15 protein-coding genes and 1 tRNA gene are annotated in these 22605 nt (G+C 58.2%); 8 read left to right on the forward strand and 8 right to left on the reverse strand.

What is annotated here, in order from left to right; translation table 11 throughout:
• Positions 1-291 precede the first annotated feature (291 nt).
• On the reverse strand, positions 292-696 hold the full coding sequence (locus tag Y5S_RS16325; protein ID WP_231552725.1) for a hypothetical protein: 405 nt from the start codon (positions 694-696) through the stop codon (positions 292-294).
• A gap of 357 nt (positions 697-1053) precedes the next feature.
• Here Y5S_RS16325 and Y5S_RS16330 point away from each other — a divergent pair, with 357 nt between their 5' ends.
• The gene (locus Y5S_RS16330; RefSeq protein WP_035234553.1) at positions 1054-1392 is read left to right on the forward strand and encodes a hypothetical protein; all 339 of its coding nucleotides are present in this window, start codon (positions 1054-1056) and stop codon (positions 1390-1392) included.
• On the opposite strand, the gene Y5S_RS16335 is transcribed toward Y5S_RS16330, so the two are convergent.
• Entirely contained in the window at positions 1382-3892 is a 2511-nt protein-coding gene (locus Y5S_RS16335) for a hybrid sensor histidine kinase/response regulator (RefSeq protein WP_231552726.1), read from the reverse strand. The genes Y5S_RS16330 and Y5S_RS16335 overlap by 11 nt on opposite strands.
• A 115-nt stretch (positions 3893-4007) precedes the next feature.
• On the opposite strand from Y5S_RS16335, the gene Y5S_RS16340 reads away from it, so the two are divergent.
• The 4 genes from Y5S_RS16340 (at position 4008) to Y5S_RS16355 (ending at position 7665) form a co-directional block, all read left to right on the forward strand.
• Positions 4008-4694 carry a hypothetical protein gene (locus Y5S_RS16340; RefSeq protein ID WP_035234554.1) on the forward strand — a complete coding sequence of 229 codons (687 nt, stop codon included), beginning with the start codon at positions 4008-4010 and terminating at the stop codon, positions 4692-4694.
• Between the two features lie 282 nt (positions 4695-4976).
• The gene (mnmC, locus tag Y5S_RS16345; protein ID WP_035234556.1) at positions 4977-6854 is read left to right on the forward strand and encodes a bifunctional tRNA (5-methylaminomethyl-2-thiouridine)(34)-methyltransferase MnmD/FAD-dependent 5-carboxymethylaminomethyl-2-thiouridine(34) oxidoreductase MnmC; all 1878 of its coding nucleotides are present in this window, start codon (positions 4977-4979) and stop codon (positions 6852-6854) included.
• Positions 6851-7243: an MAPEG family protein gene (locus tag Y5S_RS16350; protein WP_035234558.1), complete on the forward strand. Its 393-nt coding sequence runs from the start codon at positions 6851-6853 to the stop codon at positions 7241-7243. The genes mnmC and Y5S_RS16350 overlap by 4 nt, the downstream gene beginning before the upstream one ends.
• A gap of 185 nt (positions 7244-7428) precedes the next feature.
• Positions 7429-7665, forward strand: coding sequence for a YheU family protein (locus Y5S_RS16355; protein ID WP_035234560.1), 237 nt, complete (start codon positions 7429-7431; stop codon positions 7663-7665).
• A gap of 150 nt (positions 7666-7815) precedes the next feature.
• On the opposite strand, the gene Y5S_RS16360 is transcribed toward Y5S_RS16355, so the two are convergent.
• The 5 genes from Y5S_RS16360 to smc form a co-directional block, all read right to left on the reverse strand.
• Positions 7816-8244, reverse strand: a complete 429-nt coding sequence (locus tag Y5S_RS16360; RefSeq protein WP_035234562.1) for a hypothetical protein — start codon at positions 8242-8244, stop codon at positions 7816-7818.
• 998 nt (positions 8245-9242) lie between these two features.
• Entirely contained in the window at positions 9243-9827 is a 585-nt protein-coding gene (locus Y5S_RS16365; protein ID WP_035234563.1) for a transglycosylase SLT domain-containing protein, read from the reverse strand.
• Positions 9824-12157 (reverse strand): NAD-dependent DNA ligase LigA, encoded by a 2334-nt coding sequence (gene ligA, locus Y5S_RS16370; RefSeq protein WP_035234564.1) that lies wholly within the window; start codon positions 12155-12157, stop codon positions 9824-9826. Before ligA ends, Y5S_RS16365 begins: the two co-directional genes overlap by 4 nt.
• Before the next feature lie 182 nt (positions 12158-12339).
• Positions 12340-13257: a cell division protein ZipA gene (zipA, locus tag Y5S_RS16375; RefSeq protein ID WP_035234565.1), complete on the reverse strand. Its 918-nt coding sequence runs from the start codon at positions 13255-13257 to the stop codon at positions 12340-12342.
• Positions 13258-13329: 72 nt separating this feature from the next.
• On the reverse strand, positions 13330-16827 hold the full coding sequence (smc, locus tag Y5S_RS16380) for a chromosome segregation protein SMC (protein ID WP_035234566.1): 3498 nt from the start codon (positions 16825-16827) through the stop codon (positions 13330-13332).
• A 1020-nt stretch (positions 16828-17847) separates the two neighbouring features.
• Here smc and cysZ point away from each other — a divergent pair.
• Positions 17848-18627, forward strand: coding sequence for a sulfate transporter CysZ (gene cysZ, locus Y5S_RS16385; protein WP_035234567.1), 780 nt, complete (start codon positions 17848-17850; stop codon positions 18625-18627).
• A gap of 133 nt (positions 18628-18760) precedes the next feature.
• Here cysZ and uvrB read toward each other — a convergent pair whose 3' ends face one another.
• The gene (gene uvrB / locus Y5S_RS16390; protein WP_035234568.1) at positions 18761-20779 is read right to left on the reverse strand and encodes an excinuclease ABC subunit UvrB; all 2019 of its coding nucleotides are present in this window, start codon (positions 20777-20779) and stop codon (positions 18761-18763) included.
• Between the two features lie 287 nt (positions 20780-21066).
• Between uvrB and Y5S_RS16395 the strand changes: the two genes are divergently transcribed.
• Both Y5S_RS16395 and Y5S_RS16400 read left to right on the forward strand, forming a co-directional pair.
• The gene (locus Y5S_RS16395) at positions 21067-22257 is read left to right on the forward strand and encodes a pyridoxal phosphate-dependent aminotransferase (RefSeq protein ID WP_035234569.1); all 1191 of its coding nucleotides are present in this window, start codon (positions 21067-21069) and stop codon (positions 22255-22257) included.
• A 68-nt stretch (positions 22258-22325) separates the two neighbouring features.
• Positions 22326-22401: transfer RNA gene (locus Y5S_RS16400), tRNA-Asn, on the forward strand.
• The last annotated feature ends 204 nt before the right edge of the window (positions 22402-22605 follow it).

Here is a 22605-nt window from a genome sequence, read left to right on the forward strand (position 1 = left end):
TGCGATGACATATCATCAGATGCAAAGTCACCCAAGTGGGAACCACAATTACCGCAGTTCCGTGCCTCGGGAGGCACGCCTACAGTTGATACCAAAAGCGTTTCTGGAATCCTTACCTCGCTTAGGCTCGGATCGCGAGCAGGCTCGCTCCTACAGCGGCTTCGTAGAAATGCAGAAACCCGTGAACTTTTCCAAGGTTTTCCATCCAATCGAGTGTAGCTTGTAGCTCGCAGCTGCCCTACAACGCAAAACGCCCGGTCATAGCCGGGCGTTTTGGTTTGGACTGGACGCTTACTTCAACGACAGCATCAAGTTCGGATTGAAATCTTCGTCAGCGAGATCCGTCAGATACCCCTCGACAAAATCACGGGTTTCCGCATCGGCCTTCGCGGCCAGCGCTTGCATGGCATCGGACAACACCATGGTTTCGCCATTCAGCGCTACCTGAGATGCAGACAGGCTCAGCCCCATATCGATGACCGCATACTCCAGATTCTCTGCCTGGCGCGTCATCACCATGCGAGACAGTACCGTTTCACCGTCGCCGCATTGCAGTGACAGCAATTCCTCGCCGCTCGCTAGAGAAAACTTATCCGCTTCAATCAGGCTGTCTACCAGACCTCCCAAAGCACTGTCTTGGCCTGCTGCGTGACACAGCTGCCCAGCGACCGATTGGTCAACCTGCGCCTGTGACATGGATGCACACGCTAGTAAGACTGCACCTGCAAGAATCCGCATGACTCTTCCCTCTGTTCTCTGATTGGGCCAACGCTTCGGTTACGGGAGGCAATTATACGAACAAATAATTACTTTGGGTAACCATCATGATGCAAAAAGGTTGAACTTTTATGACATAAGGCAATGCGATATTCGGGCCAAGTTCATAAATTTGCCATACCTGAAGCTTAGATTCCCAACAAAATCAGGGACTTCAGTGCACCGGCGTCCCGAAATGAATGAAGCAGGCATACAAATTGCTGTAGCCAGAAAGCACCACAACTATTTACCCAAACCGTTCCAGCAAGGAGGCTGGACCACCAAGAGAGTGTCTCTATGTCAGTTATCATCATGCCCGATACCGTCTACCGGCCCCACGCCAACAGCCGCAATAAAGCCTCTCTCAGCCCGTTAAGCCTGACGGCAATCGCACTCACCCTGTGTGGCCTCACAATTGGTGTTCTGGATATCAGGTGGTCTCTACAGTTGGTGAGCCTGGGCTGTGTCTATTCTGGTGCACTGTTGGCCACAATGGGGCTTCTTGTCCATTTGCTACGAGGAAATGCGGCCTGGGCCGTGGATGGGAGCCTGCTGCTGGGGCTTGCAGCGCTGGTCTACAGTGGCCCAGTGCTGCCCGTCATGGTGCAGGATTACCTTGAATATCTTATGCCCTGAAGCCCAGATAATCGGAGAGCACTTGAGACATGGCAGCCAGAGATAAAGGCTTGATGATCTGGCCATCCATGCCCGCACGGCGAATGGCGCCAGCCTGTTCGTCCACTGCATGGGCACTCAACGCCAGAATCAGGCAAGAGGAGCGACCGTACCGCTCCTCGAATGCCCGCATGGCCGCAGCACTGGCAAAACCATCCATCACTGGCATATCGAGATCCATCAATACCAGATCAAAAGGCGTGACACTGTCCTGAAACGCTTCTAAAGCAGCCTGGCCATTGGGAGCCATCACCACTTGCTCCACCCCAAGTTTTTCCAGATAGCCCTGAGTCACCAACTGGTTGATCGGGTTGTCTTCGGCCACCAATACATTCAACTGCTCGATCGAAGCAACAGCGTCCCGATTGACAGGGGCTCCGCCAACCGGAATCCCCCCCGTGAACAGGTGCAACAGCTCGTGCACAGTGAGCACCGACCTGCGCAGCAGACGCAAGGTGTCCGGTAACCCGTCCGGGATCTCGCTGCGCATGCCAAGCATCAGAATCACCGAACTTTGTGGGCTGTAGGTGTCGAGCAATTCCAGCACCTTCTCCAGCGCATCCTGTGAAGGCAAGCCATTGATCAGCAAGTTGAGACCAGGCTCCATCGCCAGCATCTCCATGGATTCAGGCTCTGCCAGGCAACGTACTTTCTGAAAACGCGCGTCATTGCTGATCCAGTCGGCCAGATTGCCCTGTACATCCCAGAGCAGGGACGGTGGAGCCGCCATGTCGGCCATGGGGAACGCCGCCTCATCCACCGGCAGCTGCACACTGAAGCTGAATCTGGCCCCTCGTCCTGGCGAACTATCCACCCGAATCTCGCCCCCCATCAGACTCACCAGCTCATGACTAATGGACAGACCCAGCCCCGTTCCGCCAAAGCGTCGGGAGGTATCCGGTGATGCCTGGGAAAAATGCTGGAACAAGCGTGATTGCTCTTCCTGACTCAAACCAATCCCGGTATCCGTGACCGCAAACGTCAACAAGGGGGCCTGACCAGGGGAATAGCGGCAGGCCAGCGACAATACCACCCTGCCCCCACGGGTGAACTTGACCGCGTTACCCAGCAAATTGATCAGTACCTGCCGTAATCGAACCTCATCACCCAACACTGTAGACGGCGTATTGGAGTCCACATCCAGCAGCACCAGCACCTCATTGTCGCTGGCGGAGAGCTGGAACATCTGGGCGCACTCTACCAACAGGCCGGGCAAATCAAACGACTCATTCACCAGCTCCAGTTTGCCCGCTTCAATCTTGGCAAAATCCAGGACGTCGTTGATCAAGGCGCTGAGAGTACGGCCTGCACTGTCAATCAGGGTGATGTATTCACGCTGACGTGGTGATGGGTCCGTCTCACGCAGCAGCTCGGCCAAACCAATAACACCATTCAGGGGCGTCCGGATTTCATGACTCATCCGTGCCAGAAACAGGTCCTTTGCCTGGCTTTCCGCCCTGGCACTGATCGCTCTGGAGTTGTTGCGGTAAACCATCATCCCCAACCCGAGCACGAGCAGGTAGACCATCACCACACCCGCCACCAGCAGAATGCCCTCGTTAATCTGATCCTGACGGGACGCCACCAGCAGACTGTCGGCCAGTGCCAGCAGCATTTCCGACATGCCATCCAGCGACTGGATGGAATGGCGACTACGATCGTAGGCTTGATCCCAAGTCATTATCACCTGAGGCGCAAGAATCAACTCGTTCTCGGTCCAGTCGAGAAAATGCTGTAACTCCTGCCGCACCAGTCGCCATTGTTGCTGCAGCTGAACCGCCCCTGTGCGGGCGGCAAGCGCCTTGACCTCGCCATCAATAATGGCCAGCTCCCGCTGCAATTGCTGCCAGGCATTTTCCAGCCGACGGGCATCGTTATCCCCCAGGTAACCTCCCCTCAAGCTGACATACAGAGCCAGGGCTCGTATCAGGCCGATATTTTCTTCACTCTGACGAAAGGAATTGAGCGGTAAAGACAGGACCTCATTGGGCTGGAGTCCCGGACCAATGGACATATCGGAGATATAAAGGATGGTCGACAAGGTGTTGGCCACCCGGTCAGCTACCTGATTCACATTATCGAAGGGGCCGGACACATCCTCGATGGGAATACCGGTCTTGGCAGTCAGTCCGGCCCAGCTCTCGCTGATCAGGCCCGCCTGATCGTTCAGCGCCGGCAGGTTGCGTTCACGAATCGAGTCAAGAAATGCCGCCATGCGGCTACTCGTACGTGCCCGGCTCAACGCATAGCGGGAGAGAATTTCCGGGTCCTGGGTATGAATCGCCACCGGAGCGAGATCACGCATGTCCTGCAACGGACGCAATGCCTCCAGCCCACTCTCGAATAACGCCAAGTCCTTGCGCATTCCCGCATTGGCATCAAGAATCTCTATCCGATGCTGGATAATCAACACCATGGCGATCAGGAAAGGCACCGTCACAATGGCAAACAACAATGCCATGGCCGTTCCTGTATGCAGTCCATTATGTGATGGTCTATCCATCGGCCCATCCCGAAAAGGGCTAGTATTCATGATTAATCGTTGCGAAATACACTACGACAACAGCACATCCCTAATGACAACAATACATTGCACCACTCTGCGTCCCAATACTGTAAAAGTTTGCTATTTGTTGCTTATTACAGCCTGTTTGGCATTTTCTGGCTGCCAAACTGCCGGACAACAAGGTGAAAGCACCGACAATCGTGGCGTCGCCAGGAAATTACCGCCACTGGCCGCAGACCCGGCTTCCGTCAATGAGGTTGCCCATGCCCTGCCTCAGGACAAGAGTGACCTGTCTCGCTTCACGATTCCGCAAACGTTGGTAGGGCTGAAGCTGGACGGCGAAATCAGTTCCGGCGCGGCACGCACTTTCCGCTACATGAGCGAAAACCGCCAAGAGACACTGCAGCTGGTACTCAGCAACCTTCCCGCTGGCTGGGAATCCATGACTCCCGAACGCGCCGTGGCCAGCTACTATAGCGAAACCCGGCAACGGCGCGTACAACGGGCATTGAGCAATCCGGCAAACGCCCTCTCAATCCTTAGTGAAGGACTTCTGGATCTGGAAGGCCAACCCGCAGCCCAAGCCCAAATGCGCTGGATTGAACCCAACAAACCCATCCAGAACCAGTCTCTGGTGATCACCATGGTCGATGGCAGCTTCATTCGCATCAGCAATGCCAGCTATAAGCAGAATAGTCGTTGGCTGCAGCAACAGGCCAAGCGCTGTCTTGCAGAGTTCAAGGCCGCACAGGAATAGCGGCAAGCTGCATCTCAGTTCTTCGCTGTCGCTCGGTTCGCACCCTGGAAGGGAGCTCCTGCAGTGGCTTCGTAGAAATGCAGAAACTCGGAAACTTTACCGGGCTTTCCAGTCGTAGCTCGTAGCCAACGCCTCTAGCCTGTATATTTCACCTTTTACAGTGGACACTCGTCTCGCTTCCGTCGCGGCTCCAGCGCTCTCCACATGACAGCCCCGGATTCGCGTTGCAGCTTGAGGCTTGTAGCTTGTCCCTGGCAGCTCACAACTCGAAGCTAGTAGCTCATGTCTCTCCCCACCTTCTCACCCATCCAGCCTGCCAATATCGAATGGCAGGAAAACACACCCGTGGCCTCCGACTACGATGATCCGTATTTTTCCCGTCAGGATGGCATGGCGGAAAGTCGTTATGTCTTTCTGGATGGCAACCGGCTGAGCGAACGTTTTTCCGGCCTGCAAGCTGACCAGTACTTTGTCATCGGTGAAACCGGCTTTGGCACCGGGCTTAACTGCCTGCTCGCGGCACAACAGTTTCTCGCCACTGCACCAGCAGGCGCTCGCTTGCATCTGGTTTCGGTGGAAAAACACCCCCTGCGTCATGATGACCTGCGTACCGCCCTGGCCCATTGGCCCGAGTTAGCCGAGCTGGCCGCTGCATTGCTGGCCGCATACCCGGCACCCACCCCCGGACTGCACCGCCTGCAGCTGCATGATTCCATCAGCCTGACCCTGCTCTACGGTGAGGCGGAGCAACTCTGGCCGCTGTTCAATCACCCGGTGGATGCGTGGTTTCTGGATGGCTTTGCTCCATCCTGCAACCCGGACATGTGGCAGTCTGCCCTGTTTTCCCAACTGGCAAGGCTCAGCCGCCCTGGCACCACCCTGGCCACCTTTACTGCAGCCGGCTTCGTTCGACGCGGCCTGCAAGAAGCGGGATTCCGCATGGAAAAGCGCAACGGTTTCGGTCACAAGCGTCACATGCTCACCGGCACGTTCAGCACAGACAGCACGACGACGGACATCCCGGCAAGACAACAGACCTCCCCAAGCGTGCTGGTCGTGGGCGCGGGTCTGGCCGGCGCCACTACCGCCCGAGCGCTGGCCGAAAGGGGCTGCCAGGTCATCGTCACCGACCCCGCAGGCATCGCCGCCCATGCTTCCGGTAATCTGGCCGGGGTGGTCTACAGCACCCCAAGCGCCCACCTGACACCGCAAAACCGCTTCTATCAGCAAAGCTACAGCCATGCCCTGCGATGGCTACAGCACCATGATTTTCCCTCGTCACCAGAGCAAGGCCGGCTGAACGGCGTGGTCCAGCACTTCGTAGACGACCGGCAAAAAGCCAAGATCACCCAGGCCATGGACAGTGGCGCCTGGCCAGAGGAACTGCTGAAGCCCGTCGGGGGGATTGGTGTCGAGCTGGTGGGCGGCGGTTATTTGAGTCCGGCGGACTGGTGCAAGCACCTGCTGAACCACCCCGGCATTACGCTAATCAGCTCTGTCATTACCGATATAGAGGAAGGCGCACCGGCCCGTGCCATGCTCGCCGATGGCGGCCAGCTTCACGCCGATGCCATCGTTCTGTGCACCGCTGGTGCCACTCCCAGATTACCGGGGTTGGGCTGGCTTCCCCTTAAACACATTCGTGGTCAGGTCAGCTATTGCCGCGCAACTGAGGCCTCCAAACAGTGGCAACAGGCCCGCTGCCACGGCGGCTACCTGACTCCTGCCATCAACGGGCTGCACTGCGTTGGCGCCACCTTTAACCTGCATGATGCCAGCCCGACACCGAGCAAGAGCGACGATGACGAAAACCTGCAACAACTGAAAACTTACCTGCCCGGGCAATGGCAAGAGTTGGGCGGCGAAGACATCGAGATCGCTGAACGACGGGTCGCATTTCGCTGCCAGAGCATCGACTTCCTTCCGTTGTGCGGTCCTTTACCCCTGGCCAATGAAAACCCGCACCGCGCTGCCCGGGGACTGTATCTCAACCTGGCCCATGGCAGCCGCGGCATCACCGGCACACCGCTGTGTGCCGACCTGATCGCCGACATGATCTGCGGCACACCGCTACCCGTTGACCAACAACTGGTTGACGCCCTTGCCCCGGAACGGTTTATTGTCCGCAAACGACGAAAACAACCCGAGTGGAAACCATGAATCTTGTCAGCTTGCCGATTACCGCCATTTACGCCGCCCTGAGCGCCTTCCTCGTCATCGCCCTTGCCGCCAATGTGGTGCGCTTCCGCCTCAGCAAACATGTCTCCCTGGGCGACGGTGGCCACAAGGAAGGCAGCCGCGCCATCCGTGCTCATGGCAACACCGTGGAATACGTCCCGCTGGCCTTGATCCTGATGGCCCTGCTGGAACTTAACGGCGCCAGCGATACGGCCCTGCACATCTATGGCATCTTGCTGGTCGGCGGGCGACTCCTTTACAGCTATGGCCTGCTATTCCCCAAACCCAGCGCCAACCTGCCAAGACAACTCGGCGTGCTCAGCAGCTGGATTGTGATTGTGGCGGCCGGGGTGCAGTTGTTGATCATCTAAAAACAGTTACGAGGTGCGAGTTTCGAGTTGCGCAAATCAAAGCCAAATACCACTGCAGATCTTTCTTTTGATCTTGCCTTTCGAAACTCGTCACTCGCGCATGAACCCGGTAAAGGCTACAACACCTCCGCCTGGCCGCACTTTTTCGCTATTAACTATTCACTGTTAACTATTAACTGATCTCTATGCCTCTCATCGTTCCCTGGAAAGACATTCCCGCCGACACCCTCGACAACCTCATCGAGGAATTCGTCACCCGTGACGGCACCGACTACGGCGACCACGAAATCGCCACCAGCACCAAGGTGGAACAGGTCCGTCAGCAACTGAAGCAAGGCTACGCTTTTGTGGTGTTTGATGAAGCCACGGAGAGCGTGTCGGTGATGGGGAAGGAGCAGGCGGAAGAGGCAATTAATAGTTAATAATGAATAATTAATAGCTGCGCGAGCAGCGATTTCTGTAGTTTTAAAGCAATGAGGCCGCGCTCAGACTCTGGGCGCGGCCTCATGCGTTTCAAAACATGAAAAACCGTCTCACGACGTTATTAATTATTCATTATTAACTATTAATTGCTACGAAATCGCCCCTTCCCGCGCCCACTCACACCGTACCCTGAGGGGCATATCGGAAGGTTCGTGGCAGACATCTGCGCTGTCCCACACGAAGGTGTGGAAACCAGACAATTCGGTTTCCAGGTGAACAACAGCATTCACCCAGTACATGTTCTTGAGCAGGGATTCGAACTTGGCAATCCAGTGCTCCCATTCGTATTCCACCGCACGGTAGGACATGCCGAAATGAATGACCTGGGTCTGGAATGTGCCCCCCATGAGGTCGTCTCCCGGCACGGTAAACATCTCGCGACAAAGGAACGGCCACTCATCTGCCTGGGGCAGCTGGCGAATCGCTTTGCGATTTTGAAAACAGCTGGCCTTGCGCTCCTGAATGGAGCCAAAAGGCAAATGTTTGATACAGCCGTAAACGATGGATTCGTTATCCAAGAAACACCTAAACAGCAGGAGCTAATGTCAAGTTGCACGATGCAACGCGATAAAGGGTTTGCCTAACCTACCAAGTTTGGCGCTTCGATTCACCGGTTTGTTTGGCAAAATCCTCCCCTGCTCCTCGCCAGGACCCGGATCGCCTGCAAGCAGGCTCCCACAGCCACCCGCCCGCAACAACATCAGATCAGTGCTGTAGGAGCTCCCTTCCAGGGGGCGAACCGAGCGCAGCGAGGCGACCGAAGGGAGGGTTTTAATTAGTTGTAAGTGTGGTGCTCGTGCTCAAGAGAGCCAAGGAGCCAGCGTGACCGCAGTTCCTCGCTGTCGCTCGGTTCGCCCCCTGGAAGGGAGCTCCTACAGCGGCTTCGTAGCATTTTTCCGGTGTTTCCCTTTTCAACTTTCAACTCAGCCCCTGCAACGGCTAATTAAGGACATGCATATCCCTGCTGGCTTCAAGCGCTCAGCCATGAAAATGAACCAATGCCATCAGCACGGTATCTTCCCCGTTAGAGTGAGTCGAGGAACGGAGCCCTGTGACGGCGTAGAGCAAAAAACCTGTCTGAGCGGAGCGAGTCTTTCTTGCGTCCGTCACAAGGTGAGTACCGGAGTGTGCCTGCGGAGCAGGCCGAACGGAGTCGGGGCAAGGGGGCGTAAGCGGGGTTTGCAAAACATGTTTTGCCCGCTGGAGCGCCATTCCCCTACCGGGGAATGGCCGGAATGCCAGAGGGGTGCGCGCTACACCCCTTTGAGCCCGTCCGGCGAGGACACGCACCTATCATAGTGCGATGAAATACCAGCAGAGACCTTGTCATCAAGGTGGGGACCACCATCACAGCAGGTTCGCACCTCAAGTGGTGCCTGTGCAGTCGGTACAAAAGGCGTTTCTGGAATCCTTACCTCGCTCAGGCTCGGATCGCGGTCGAACGACCGCTCCCACAGCGGCTTCGTCGAGGTTTTTTGGTGTTTCCCTTTTCAACTTTTAACTTTCAACTTTGAACTCAGCCCCTGCCGCAACCCCGCATTTGCTGCTGGTACTGGTTAGCCATCTGCGCGGTGCGCTGGGCTGCACCTTTCATCCACTGGTTATTCTTCCAGGTGCCACGGGCATAACCGCCATGACCGGCATAGTAATTGAGATAGAGGTTGTAGGTATCGTTGCGGGCAACGCCGTTTTTCTTGTAGCTCTGGTAGTGATACCAACCCACAAATTGCACCGCATCTTTGAAGTCATCGCGGTCCGCGCCTCGGCGCCCAGTAACGTCCTTGTAGTGATCCCAAGTGGAATCCAGCGCTTGAGGATAACCGTAAGCTGTAGAAGGACGCTTCCAGGGGATGAAGCCCAGCAACTTGGTTCTCGGCGGCTTGGCCTTGGCGTTAAAACCGGATTCCTTGTAGATGGTGGCCATCAACACCGGTACCGGCACACCGTATTCCTTTTCGGTGTTCTTGGCGTATTTGTACCAGTTGTTGAACCAACCACCTCGCTGGTCAAACACCGAACAGACATTGTCGGTATTGGTAGGCGTACCGGCACAACCACTCAGTATCCCTACCAGCAACAACAACATCAGACGGATTTTCATAATGCTCCCGGGTCAATACCGTGCTCTTCAAACAGGGACAGTAGCGCGGCCTCGTCACACACCTCAACCCCAAGGGATTCAGCCTTGGCCAACTTGGAACCCGCAGAAGCCCCCGCTGCCACCATGGAGGTATTCTTCGACACCGAGCCCGCCACCTTGGCACCCAGCTGCTGCAAACCTTTCTTGGCCTGGTCACGAGTGAACTGCTCAAGGGTACCGGTCAGCACCCAGGTCTGGCCTTCCAGGGGCTTGCTCTCGGCCTGCTCCGGCGCCCGGGCCTGCAGCTCGACCGCCATGGCTTCCGCCTGTTCCAGGCGCGCCTGCCAGTCATTCTCAGCCAGCGCCTTGCGCAGCTGCAGCATGACACCGGAACGCACCCCTTTGGGCTCTGCCCCGGCACCTTCAGCGGCACCAGCCACCAACTCGGCCACAGTCTTGTAATGGCCGGCCAGCGTTTCCAGCGACTTGTCGCCAATACCTTCCAGATCCATACCCAGACGCTTGGCGGATTTGAGCAGGTGCGCCAGAGTCAGGGTACCGGTAAAGGCTGCGGACGGTTCACCGCTGGACTGCGGCGACACACCTTCCGTCAGCAAACCATCGATCACCGCTTCGTTATCCGCCTCGGCAAAGAAAGCACCGATGGCCTTGGCCACTTCCATACCCACGTCCGGCACCGCCAACAACAGGATCGGCGGCGCACGACGAATCGTCTCCAGATCCCCGAAGCAATCCGCCAGGTTCTTGGCGGTCTCTTCGCCAATCTGCAGGATGCCCAGCGCAAACAGGAATCGGCCGAGAGAGACCTTTTTCGACGCTTCCAACGCGGCGATCAGGTTATCCGCCGACTTCTCGCCCATGCGCTCCAGGCCCGCCACCTGTTCCGCTTTCAAACGGTAGAGATCGGCAATGGTGGCAATCAGCTCCTGATCCACCAGCGCATCCACCAGCTTGTCACCCAGGCCATCAATATCCATGGCCCGGCGGGAGGCAAAGTGCTTGATCGCTTCGCGCTGTTGGGCACCACAAATCAAGCCACCGGTACAGCGGGCCACCACCTCCCCCTCACCACGGAGAATATCGCTGCCACAGACGGGACAGTGAGACGGTAGGGAAATCGTTTCGGTATTGTCAGGGCGGCGCTCGGGAATGGCCCGCACCACTTTGGGAATCACATCCCCGGCGCGGTACACCACCACGGTATCGCCGACACGAATATCAAGACGCTGGATCTCATCAATGTTGTGCAAAGTGGCATTGCTGACAGTGACCCCGCCCACGGACACCGGTTCGAGGCGAGCCACTGGTGTCAGCGCCCCGGTACGGCCCACCTGCCAGTCCACGCCGTTCAGTACGGTGAGCTCTTCCTGGGCCGGGAACTTGTGGGCGGTGGCCCAGCGCGGCGCACGGCTAACAAAGCCAAGGTCCCGCTGCCAGTCGAAGCTGTCCACCTTGTAGACCACGCCGTCGATGTCGTAGTCCAGGTTGTCACGCTTGTCGAGAATGCCGTGGTAGAAAGTCAGCAGCTCATCAACGCCCTGGCAGACCCGCACCTCCGGATTCACCCGCAGGCCCCAGCCACGCAACATATCGAGCATGCCGGAATGGGTCGCCGGCTCTTCCACGCCTTCCAGCTGCGCCATGGAGTAGGCATAAAACTCCAGCGGCCGCTCGGCCGTGATCCGCGAATCCAGCTGGCGCAGGCTGCCTGCCGCGGCATTACGCGGGTTGGCAAACACCTTCTGCCCCGCCGCTTCCTGGCGTTCATTCAATCGGTCGAAACCGGCATGCGGCATCACCACTTCGCCACGCACTTCCAGCCGGGTCGGAATCGTATCGCCTCGCAGGGTAAGTGGCACCGAACGGATGGTGCGCGCATTGCTGGTGATATTTTCCCCGGTCTGGCCATCGCCCCGCGTGGCCGCCCGCACCAGTTCACCGTTTTCATATAGCAGGGAAATCGCCAGGCCATCCAACTTGGGCTCGGCCACGTAATCAATCTCACCCTCCACATCCAGGCGCTCGTGAATACGCTTGTCGAAGGCTCGCAGTTCATCATCCTCGAACACGTTATCGAGGCTGAGCATGGGCACTTCGTGCTGCACCTGATCAAAGGCATCCAGCGGCACATCCCCCACCCGCTGCGTCGGCGAATCCGCCGTCACCAGCTCGGGATGCGCTTCTTCCAACGCCTTCAGCTCCCGATAAAGGCGGTCATATTCCGCATCGGGAACCGCAGGATCATCCAGCACGTAATAGCGGTAAGACCAGTCGTTGAGCTGGTCGCGGAGGGATTGGGCTTTTTGGGAAAGGTCGTTGTTATTCGTCACGTTTCAGGTAGTGAACAGTTAATAGTGAATAGTTAACAGCGAAAACCCGAGGCTTCGCCCGTAGGGCGGAAATCGGCGCGAGCCGATCTCCGCCAAAAAAACGGCGGAGATTGCCTTCAGCAATTTCCGCCCTACGATTTTGCTTTTACTCGTAGCTGACAGCTCGAAGCTCGTAGCTGCCTTTACGCACTCGGTACCCGCTGGCGGCGTTCGAATTCCTGAACGCGCTGACGCAGGTGCTCCATCATCTGCGGGGTCAGCACGCTGTGCTGTTCGTCCTTCAATTCGCCGTTGAGCTCGCTGGCCAGGCGCTTGCAGATGGACAGCATCTTGTCCAGGGAACCGATGGCATCAGTCGGTCCCGGCAACTTCATAAAGAAGGTCACACCGGCAAAGGTCTTGTCTTCCATGGTATCCAGATCAAAAGTGCCGGGCTCCACTGCGTTGGCCATGGAAAATTGCAGCTGATCTTTGCCATCCACTTTCACGTGACGGTGGAAGATATTCATCTGACCATAACGCAGGCCGGATTCCAGCAGCATGCGCAACAGCTCACCACCAGCAAACGGTTCGCCACGGCGGGCGATCAGGTGTACCACGATCACTTCCAGCACCGGCTGGGGTTCGCGGGGGCGCTCGGCCTGGCGCGGAGCGGGTTGCTCTACGCGGGGCGCAGGTTCAGGTTCGGGTTCTGGCTCCGGCTCGGGTTCCGGAATGGGCTCTTCGGCTTGCACCGACACGGGTTCTTCCACCGCGTCTTCTGGTTCATCAGCGTTAAACAGGCTCTGCTGCTCAACAGCACGTGCCTCACTGACCGCCTCATCCGGCTCCATCATGGTCGGCGGCAGGACATCCGGCTCGTTATCCGGCTCATCGGCATACACCCGCGGCTCACTGCGGCGCACCACTCGGGCAGCACCAATCACTTCTGGATTGTATGCTTCTGCGTCTTCTTCTTCCGGAGCATCCCGATAACGCGGGTCGATGCGCATCCGCAACCGCCCCTGACGTTCACGAAACATCCGCCGCAACCCATCCGCCAGGATCAGCAGAATCAGGATTACCAGAATACCAATCAGTGTTTCCAGGTTCAGGCCCATTGCCTCTTCTTCCTTGCTTACGCTGACAGGCCGCCCATCGGCGGCACCCCATCATTCCCGCATTAAATCGTTTTACATTGCTGCCATTTCGGCAGCCTCTTCCACGTCCACGGCAACCAGGCGGGACACGCCCGGCTCGTGCATGGTGACCCCCATCAGGGTAGCAGCCATCTCCATCGCAATCTTGTTATGTGTGATGTAGATAAACTGCACTTTTGCAGACATTTCCGACACCAGGTTACAGAAACGGCCCACGTTGGCGTCATCCAGTGGCGCGTCCACCTCATCGAGCAGACAGAACGGCGCCGGGTTGAGCTGGAAGATACTGAATACCAGCGACAGCGCGGTTAGCGCCTTTTCCCCACCGGACAGCAGGTGAATGGTACTGTTTCGCTTGCCCGGGGGCCGCGCCATGATTGCCACCCCTGTATCCAGCAAATCTTCCCCGGTCAGCTCCAGGTAGGCATGACCGCCACCGAATACCTTCGGGAACAGCTCCTGAAGGCCGCGGTTGATACGGTCAAAGTATTCCTTGAAGCGCGCCCGGGTTTCCCGGTCGATCTTGCGGATGGCGTTCTCCAACGTCTTCAGCGCGTCTTCCAGGTCATCGTTCTGACTGTCCAGATAGGTCTTGCGTTCCGACTGCTGCTCATACTCATCGATGGCCGCCAGGTTGATCTGGCCCAGGCGGGAAATGCGCTGGCCAATCAGATCCATTTCCTCGCCCCACTCCTTCTCGTTAGCCTCTTCCGGGAGGTTGTCGAGAATGGTCTTGAGGTCAAAATTCTGCTCGGATAGCTGCTCCGCCACGGTCTGACGACGGGTACTCAGGTCCTGCCACTGCATCCGCTTCTGATCCATGGTGCTGCGGATTTCCTGCGCCTGACGCTCGAACTGGCCACGCTGGCCTTCGAGATTGCGCATCTCATGATCCACCGCTTCCAGCTCCCGGCGTGCCTCGGTGAGCTTGTGCTCGGCTTCCAGACGCACCTCCAGTTTCTCTTCCAGCTGCATCTGCAGCTCGGCACCGGGCTCGTCACCTTCGCGGGTCTGTTCTTCCAGCAGCGCCTTGCGCTCAGCCATGGCCTGCACCTGGGCTTCCAGACGAGACAGGTTCTGACGCAGGGAGTCCGCCTGGGTCTTGGCGCCCTGCACTTCCATGGCAATCTGGTGTGACTGATCACGATCGTGACGGGCTTTCTGGCGGGACTCGTCCAGCCGCAGGCGCAGTTCGTCGCGGCGGGACAGCAGCCCCTCACGCTGGCCGCTGTCGGCTTCCATGAGGTCCAGCGCTTCCGCCAGCACCGCACGGGCTTCCTTCATCTGTTCCTGTTCCTGCTCGAGCTGCTCCTGGGTCTCTTCCATTTCCCGACCCAGACGCTCGCGGCGCATGGTGATCTGCTCCAGACGCACCTGACGGGCACTCACCTGGGCATTGATCTCACCCAGGTCCCGGTTCAGACGGGCCGCCTGGCGCTGCACTTCCTCGCGCTCTTCCTCCAGCTCACCGATCTGCTCACGGGTGCTTTCCAGCTGCTCCTTGAGCTCATCGACAGTGACCTGCAGGGTTTCAATTTCGTCTTCCAGGCTTTCCAGCTCGCGGCGACGCTCGAGGATACCGGCTTCCTGATCTTCCTCTTTGGCCACCTTCAGCCAGTCCGGGCCCAACCAGATGCCGTCACGGGTGACCACGGATTCGTGGGCAGCCAACTGACCACGCAGAGTCAGCGCCGCATCCAGGTTGTCTGCCACGTAGACCCCGGCCAGCAGGCCTTCCGGTACCTGACCGTCCACCTTGTCGCGCAGCAGGTCAGTGACACTGCCCTCACCCTTCACCGCGGCAGGGCCAACCAGCGCCAGACGGCCATGACTCAGATCGCCCAGCCAGTCGCTGACCTGATCCAGGCCACTGATGGCCACCGCCTGCAGGGCATCGCCCAAGACGGCTTCCAGGGCCTTTTCCCAGCCTTCGGCCACCTGCACCTGATCGGCCAGTCGTGGCTCATCATCCAGCTCATGACGGTTGAGCCAGTCGCTGACCGCACCATCATCGCCCATGGCCGCTTTCTGCAGGGCTTCCAGCGAGGTGCGGCGGCCCTTCAGGGTCTGCAGTTTCTCACGGGCCTCTTCCAGTTGACGGCCACGGTCGCCGTTTTCCCGGCGCATCTGGTTGATTTCTTCCTGCAGGGATTCGCTGCGCAGCTCGCTTTCCTCACGCTGGGCATGGAACTGCTCCACCTGCTCTTCCAGCTGACGCATTTCCTGGGCCAACGGACCGGCATCCAGGGATTCCTGCTCTTTCTTGAGTCGTTCGATGCGATCGTTCAGGCGCTCCTGGGATTTCTCCAGATGCTGGATGCGGGACTGTTCCACCTCAGCCTGCCGGCGGGACTCGCCAGACTTGCCGTTGAACTCTTCCCACTCCTGCTGCCACGCCTGCATGGCTTCTTCCGCCAGCGCCAGTGCCTCATTGGAGGCTTCCTGCTGTTCGCTGATCATCTCCAGTTCCGGCTCACGCTCGGCCAGAATGGCATCCAGCTCGGCCACCTTCTCGGTGTCCATCTTCAGGTGTTCGTCAGACTCGCGGAAACTGGCATTGATCTGGTCCAGCTCCTCGTACAACTGCTGCTTGCGCTCGCGCTGGTTCTGGATGTTCTGCTCCAGACGCGCCACCTCGGCACCCAGGGCATAGAAATGCTGCTGCACCTCGTTGAAGCGTTCCTGCACTTCATGGTGCTTCTCGCGAAGGCGCTCCACTTCCGCGTCCACATGACGCTGCTCGGCGATTTTCGCCTCCATGGACACGTCCAGCTCGCCGATCACGTGATCCAGCTGCTTCACCTGGGTATCCAGCCCTTTCCAGCGCAGGGCCTTGAGCTGCGCCCCTTTCAGGCGTTCTTCTTCCTTCAGCTGCTTGTACTTCTCGGCCGCGCTGGCCTGACGGCTCAGGCGCTCCAGCTGACGTCCCAGCTCTTCGCGAATATCGGTAAGACGCTCCAGGTTTTCCCGGGTGCGGCGAATGCGGTTCTCGGTCTCGCGGCGGCGCGCCTTGTACTTGGAAATACCCGCGGCTTCTTCAATATAGACCCGCAGCTCTTCCGGCTTGGCTTCGATCAGGCGGGAAATCATGCCCTGCTCGATGATGGCATAACTGCGCGGGCCCAGACCGGTACCCAGGAAGATGTCGGCGATGTCCTTGCGGCGGCACTTGGTGCCGTTAAGGAAGTAGTTGGACTGGCCGTCCCGGGTGACCTGACGCTTGACGGAAATCTCGTTGAACTTGCCGTATTCGCCAGTGACGGTGGCATCAGAGTTATCGAACACCAGTTCGATGGAGGCCTGGGCCACCGGTTTGCGGGCATTGGAGCCATTGAAGATCACGTCCGCCATGGACTCACCACGCAGGTGCTTGGCGGAGGATTCGCCCATTACCCAGCGCACCGCATCAATGATGTTGGACTTCCCACACCCGTTGGGCCCCACCACCGCGGTGAGATTCTCCGGGAAATTGGTGGTGGTAGGGTCCACGAAGGATTTGAACCCGGCCAGTTTTATGGATTTCAGTCGCATAGTGTTTGCTTAAACTCGGGCCAGCTGGCCAAAAATTGGGCGAAATCAATCACTTTCGCCGCCCCCTCAAGCCGTTACGGCGCACCGCGGGCATTTAAAAGGAGTAAGTCTAGCGACAACCGCAGCCGAATTCATCAGGCACAATACCGATAAGCGACGCAACACGCTTCACGCAGCACGCAACATGCCAAAAACCGGCGGCGGTTTTACCGGATTTGATGATTTCGGGCTCCAGCCCCGCCTTAACGGTGCCCCCCGGTCTTGTGGGAGCGGTGGTTCCACCGCGATTGGAGCAGAAGCGAGTTACGAGTCACGAGTTTCGAAAGGCAAACACCCCGGCGGCGGGTATTGGGGTTCGAAACTCGCTCCTCGTGACTCGTGACTTCCCTTTTCCTCGCCAAGGCTCGGATCGCTTGCAGGCAGGTTATTCACTGCGCTCACCCCTTCGGGGCCGCACTACGTGCGTTACTCCGCTGCGCTACGTTCCCACAGCAGCCTTAAGCGTTTGGGCGAGAAAAGAACGCCATTGCCAACAGCACCGTATATCCCCGTTAGAGTGAGTCGAGGAACGGAGCCCTGTGACGGCGTAGAGCAAAAAACCTGTCTGAGCGGAGCGAGTCTTTTTTGCGTCCGTCACAGGGCGAGTACCGGAGTGTGCCTGCGGAGCAGGCCGAACGGAGTCGGGGCGCGGGGGAGTCCAGAGGGGTGTCGCGCTACACCCCTTTGGGCCCGTCCGGCGAGGACACGCACGTCTCATGGTGCGATGACATATCATCAGATGCCAATTCACGAAGGTGAGGACCACCATCACCGCAGAATTCGCGCCTCACCGAGCAAAGCGAATAACTGGCGCTCCTACAGCCCCCCCCCTCCCCTGCGCTTTTTCTTGCAGCTTGTGGCTTGCCGCTTTTTCCCCACCCTGTGCATCACGAGACCCGACAGGTACCATTCTGCACAACCTGTCTTTTCCTCGCAGCGGAAAGCGCAAAGCTGGCAGCTGCTCTTGATCAAGGATTGAACGTGTCCCAAATCGCCGATGCTATCAGTTACCTGAAACGCAGCCTGGACCTGGCCCGCAGCAAGGAACTCCGCCCCTACGTCATCATTCCGTTGATTTTTAACATCGTGGTCTTTGGCGGCCTCTACTGGGCCAGCGGCAGCTGGATCAGTGGCTGGATTGCGGCTTCCACCGCCGATTGGGCTTTCACTGGCTTCTGGAGCTTCCTTAACGGCGCCCTGGAATTCATGCTCGACGCCGCCATCATTCTGGTCTGGATCCTGTTGCTGGCCCTGTTCGCCAGCATCTTCTCCATCGGGGTCCAGCTGATCGCCGCCCCCTTCATGGGCTTTCTGGCGGAAAAAGTGGATTTTCAGGTCACCGGCCACCCCATGCCGGAGGAATCCATCCCCGCCATGATCGTGCGTACTTTCAAGCGGGAACTGCGCAAAACCTGGTACTGGTTATGGCGCGCCTTGCTGGTGCTGTTCGTGGTTGGGGTGATTTACTTCATTCCGGTGATCAACATTTTCGCCTCTGCCATCTGGTTCCTGTGGTCCGGCTGGCTACTCGGCATGCAGTACATCGATTTTGGTGCAGACAACCGTCAGGTACCTTTTGAGGTGATGCTGCAACGCCTGCAGAAAAAGCGCTGGCTGGTGCTCACCTTCGGTGCCGTTGTCATGGGCCTGACCATGATTCCTCTGGTGAACCTGTTCATCATGCCAGTAGCGGTGATTGCGGGGACGCTGATCTGGGTGGAACAACTCAGTGACAGTGAACAAGGAACAGTTAACAGTTAACAGCGGCGCGAGCCGCGCTTGCATTAGTCTTCAAGCAAAGAGGCCTCGCCCAACCCATGGGCGCGGCCTCATACGTTTCAGGAACCCCAAACGCTTAACGCGCACTGTTCACTATTCACTGTTAACTGTTCACTTACCGCATAAACCCCAACTCACGCAGCTGATGAATCTTGTCCCTTGTCGCCGCTGCATCCTCGAATTCCAGATTCTTGGCGTGTTCCATCATCTTCGCTTCCAGCTTCTGGATTTCCTTGGCCACTTCCGCCGGTGACATGGCCTCGTAAGGCGACGCTTCCTCCGCCACCTTCTTGTGCTTGCCCTTGCCCGCCTTGCGGTCGAACTGGCTGCCACCGCTGTCATCCATGATGTCGCGGATTTTCTTGTTGAGGGCCTGCGGGGTGATGCCGTGTTCCTTGTTGAACGCTTCCTGCTTCTCGCGGCGACGGTTGGTTTCCTCGATGGCCCGCTCCATGGAACCGGTCATCTTGTCGGCATAGAGAATCGCCCGGCCATTCACGTTCCTGGCCGCCCGGCCGATGGTCTGGATTAGTGAGCGCTCGGCGCGCAAGAAACCTTCCTTGTCCGCATCCAGAATGGCCACCAGCGCCACTTCCGGCATATCCAGGCCTTCACGGAGCAAGTTGATGCCCACCAGCACATCAAACTTGCCCAACCGCAGGTCGCGGATGATCTCCACCCGCTCCACGGTGTCGATATCGGAATGCAGGTAGCGCACGCTGATGCCGTGCTCGCCCAGGTACTCGGTGAGATCCTCCGCCATCCGTTTGGTCAGCGTGGTCACCAGCACCCGCTCGCCCTTCTCGATGGCCTCCTTCGCCTCACCCAGCAAATCATCCACCTGGGTAGACGCCGGACGAATCTCGATCTGCGGGTCCACCAGCCCGGTGGGACGCACCACCTGCTCTACCACCTGGCCGGCGTACTTCTCTTCATAGGGGCCGGGGGTGGCCGACACGAACACCATCTGCGGCGCCAGCCGCTCCCACTCCTCGAATTTGAGCGGGCGGTTATCCATGGCAGAGGGCAACCGGAAACCGAAGTTCACCAGGGTTTCCTTACGGGAGCGGTCGCCCTTGTACATGGCTCCCAGCTGCGGAATGGTCACGTGGGACTCGTCCGCAATCAGCAGCGCATTTTCCGGCAGGTAATCGAACAGGGTCGGCGGCGCTTCGCCAGGGGCGCGGCCGGAAAATAGTCGGGAATAGTTTTCCACCCCGTTGCAGTAACCCAGCTCCTGCAGCATCTCGATATCGAACCGGGTGCGCTGCTCCAGCCGCTGGGCTTCCACCAGCTTGTTCTGCTCCTTTAGCTCCTTGAGGCGCTCGTCCAGCTCTGCCTTGATCATGTCGATGGCTTTCAGCACCACCTCACGGGGCGTCACATAGTGGCTCTTGGGGTAAATAGTGATGCGACTGACCCGCTTGATCACCTCACCGGTCAACGGATCAAAGATGCTGATGGACTCCACCTCGTCATCGAACAGCTCGATGCGAACCGCTTCCTTTTCCTCTTCCGCCGGGAAAATATCGATCACGTCGCCACGCACCCGGTAGGTGGCCCGGCGGAAATCCATCTCGTTGCGGGTGTACTGCAACTCCGCCAGACGGCGCAGCAGATCCCGTTGATCAATACTGTCGCCGCGCACCAGGTGCAGCACCATGGCGTGATAGCTGGCCGGATCGCCCAGACCGTAGATGGCCGACACCGTCGCCACGATGATGGTGTCCGGGCGCTCCAGAATCGCCTTGGTAGCGGACAGCCGCATCTGTTCGATCTGCTCGTTCACCGAGGCATCCTTCTCGATAAAAGTGTCCGAGCTCGGCACATAGGCTTCCGGCTGGTAGTAGTCGTAGTAGGATACGAAGTACTCCACCGCATTCTCCGGGAAAAACTCCTTGAACTCCCCGTACAGCTGCGCCGCCAGCGTCTTGTTGGGCGCCATGATGATGGTGGGCCGCCCGGTCTGCTGGATCACGTTGGCCATGGTGAACGTCTTGCCCGAGCCGGTTACCCCCAGCAGGGTCTGATGACCCAGACCATCATTGATCCCCTCAATCAACTGGGCAATGGCCGTGGGCTGATCACCCGCCGGCTGGTAATCGGAATGGAGCTTGAACAGGCTTTCAGACATGGAGGCATCCTGATGGCCGCCATCTTGGGGAAGGCAGCAGAATCACGGTTTCAAAATCGGCACCTAGTGTAGCAGAGCTGGCATGGCAAAAGCGTGATCGCTCCAACTCACCTGTGGGAGCGGTCGTTCGACCGCGATTAGCCCCGCCCCGAACGGCATACAACACGACACCGCCCCTCCCGCCCCACAGGAAATACGGGACATTCCCTGCCAAGTCCGGTAAAATGCCGGCCCCTTTCTGCGCCAAAAGCGCAGCCATACGACTCTTTATGACGAACGAGGAGTGCATGTCCGATATCAGCCTTTCCGACCGCGTACAACGCATCAAACCGTCTCCTACCCTGGCCATCACCGCCAAAGCCGGTGAACTTCGCGCGCAGGGCAAAGACATTATTGGGCTGGGCGCAGGTGAGCCGGATTTCGATACCCCGGATCACATCAAGCAAGCCGCCATCGAAGCAATCAACGCCGGCAAGACCAAATACACCCCGGTCGACGGCACTCCTGGTCTGAAAAAAGCCATTATCGACAAGTACAAGCGCGATAACGGCCTGGACTACGAAGCCAACCAGATCCTGGTCTCCAGCGGTGGCAAGCAGTCCTTCTTCAACATGGCCCTGGCCCTGCTGAACGATGGCGACGAAGCCATCATTCCTGCCCCCTACTGGGTAAGCTATCCGGACATGGTGCTGGTTGCGGGCGGTGTGCCGGTGATTCTCGAAACCGACGTAAACAGCCGCTTCAAGATCACCCCCGAGCAGCTGGAAGCCGCGATCACCCCGAAAACCCGTCTGTTCGTGATCAACAGCCCGTCCAACCCGTCCGGCATGGCCTACTCCATTGAAGAGCTGGCCGCCCTGGGTGAAGTGCTGAAGAAGCACCCGAACATCATCGTCGCCACCGACGACATGTACGAGCACATCCTGTGGACCGGCAAGCCGTTCGTGAACATCGTCAACGCCACCCCGGAGCTGTACGACCGCACCGTGGTCATGAATGGTGTCTCCAAGGCCTACTCCATGACCGGCTGGCGTATCGGCTACGCCGCTGGCCCGCAGAAGCTGATTGCGGCCATGAAGAAGGTGCAGTCCCAGTCCACCTCCAACCCGGCCTCCATCAGCCAGGCAGCCGCCGAAGCGGCGCTGGCAGGCGATCAGGGCTGCGTAGACGAGATGGTCAAGCACTTCAAGGAGCGTCACGACTATCTGACTGCTGCTCTGGATGCCCTCCCCGGCGTGAAATGCGTCCAGGGTGACGGCACCTTCTATGCCTTCCCGGACTTCTCCGAAGCCATTGCCAACATGGACGGCGTCGAAACCGACACCGACCTGGCCGCCCTGCTGCTGGAGACCGCAGAAGTGGCACTGGTACCGGGTTCCGCCTTCGGCGCACCGGGCTGCATGCGCCTGTCTTTTGCCGTTGGCATGGACACATTGAAGGAAGCCATCCGCCGAATTGAGCAAGCTCTGGCTAAATAATCGGCAAACGCACCACGGGGGTGTTGACGACCCCCAGGTGCGTCACTAATATACGCGCCTCAAGACATTCCGCCTTAGCTCAGTTGGTAGAGCAAATGACTGTTAATCATTGGGTCGCTGGTTCGAGCCCAGCAGGCGGAGCCAAACAGAGAAGGCCAGTATCGTAAGGTACTGGCCTTTTTCTTTGCCCAATGATTGGTTGTCCTGCAGTCGATTGTTAATCATGGGCAACTCGTGAGGCTCAATTCTCCCAAGTTGGTCACGCTCAAAAGCCATTTTTTGAAGCCCTGAACCAAATCCCCCCCCTGAAGACCACCTTGGAATTGTGGATACCCGACAGCATGGTAG

It is taken from the genome of Alcanivorax nanhaiticus (genome assembly GCF_000756665.1).
GTDB lineage: Bacteria > Pseudomonadota > Gammaproteobacteria > Pseudomonadales > Alcanivoracaceae > Alcanivorax > Alcanivorax nanhaiticus.

What these genes read in the sequence shown, in the direction of transcription:
- zipA (WP_035234565.1), bottom strand. Translation starts at nt 13,257, where the DNA reads ATGGGCCTGAACCTGGAAACACTGATTGGTATTCTGGTAATCCTGATT.
- Y5S_RS16325 (WP_231552725.1), bottom strand. Translation starts at nt 696, where the DNA reads ATGTCACAGGCGCAGGTTGACCAATCGGTCGCTGGGCAGCTGTGTCAC.
- Y5S_RS16355 (WP_035234560.1), top strand. Translation starts at nt 7,429, where the DNA reads ATGCCTCTCATCGTTCCCTGGAAAGACATTCCCGCCGACACCCTCGAC.
- uvrB (WP_035234568.1), bottom strand. Translation starts at nt 20,779, where the DNA reads ATGTCTGAAAGCCTGTTCAAGCTCCATTCCGATTACCAGCCGGCGGGT.
- smc (WP_035234566.1), bottom strand. Translation starts at nt 16,827, where the DNA reads ATGCGACTGAAATCCATAAAACTGGCCGGGTTCAAATCCTTCGTGGAC.
- Y5S_RS16335 (WP_231552726.1), bottom strand. Translation starts at nt 3,892, where the DNA reads ATGGCATTGTTGTTTGCCATTGTGACGGTGCCTTTCCTGATCGCCATG.
- mnmC (WP_035234556.1), top strand. Translation starts at nt 4,977, where the DNA reads ATGTCTCTCCCCACCTTCTCACCCATCCAGCCTGCCAATATCGAATGG.
- Y5S_RS16365 (WP_035234563.1), bottom strand. Translation starts at nt 9,827, where the DNA reads ATGAAAATCCGTCTGATGTTGTTGTTGCTGGTAGGGATACTGAGTGGT.
- Y5S_RS16395 (WP_035234569.1), top strand. Translation starts at nt 21,067, where the DNA reads ATGTCCGATATCAGCCTTTCCGACCGCGTACAACGCATCAAACCGTCT.
- Y5S_RS16350 (WP_035234558.1), top strand. Translation starts at nt 6,851, where the DNA reads ATGAATCTTGTCAGCTTGCCGATTACCGCCATTTACGCCGCCCTGAGC.
- Y5S_RS16330 (WP_035234553.1), top strand. Translation starts at nt 1,054, where the DNA reads ATGTCAGTTATCATCATGCCCGATACCGTCTACCGGCCCCACGCCAAC.
- Y5S_RS16340 (WP_035234554.1), top strand. Translation starts at nt 4,008, where the DNA reads ATGACAACAATACATTGCACCACTCTGCGTCCCAATACTGTAAAAGTT.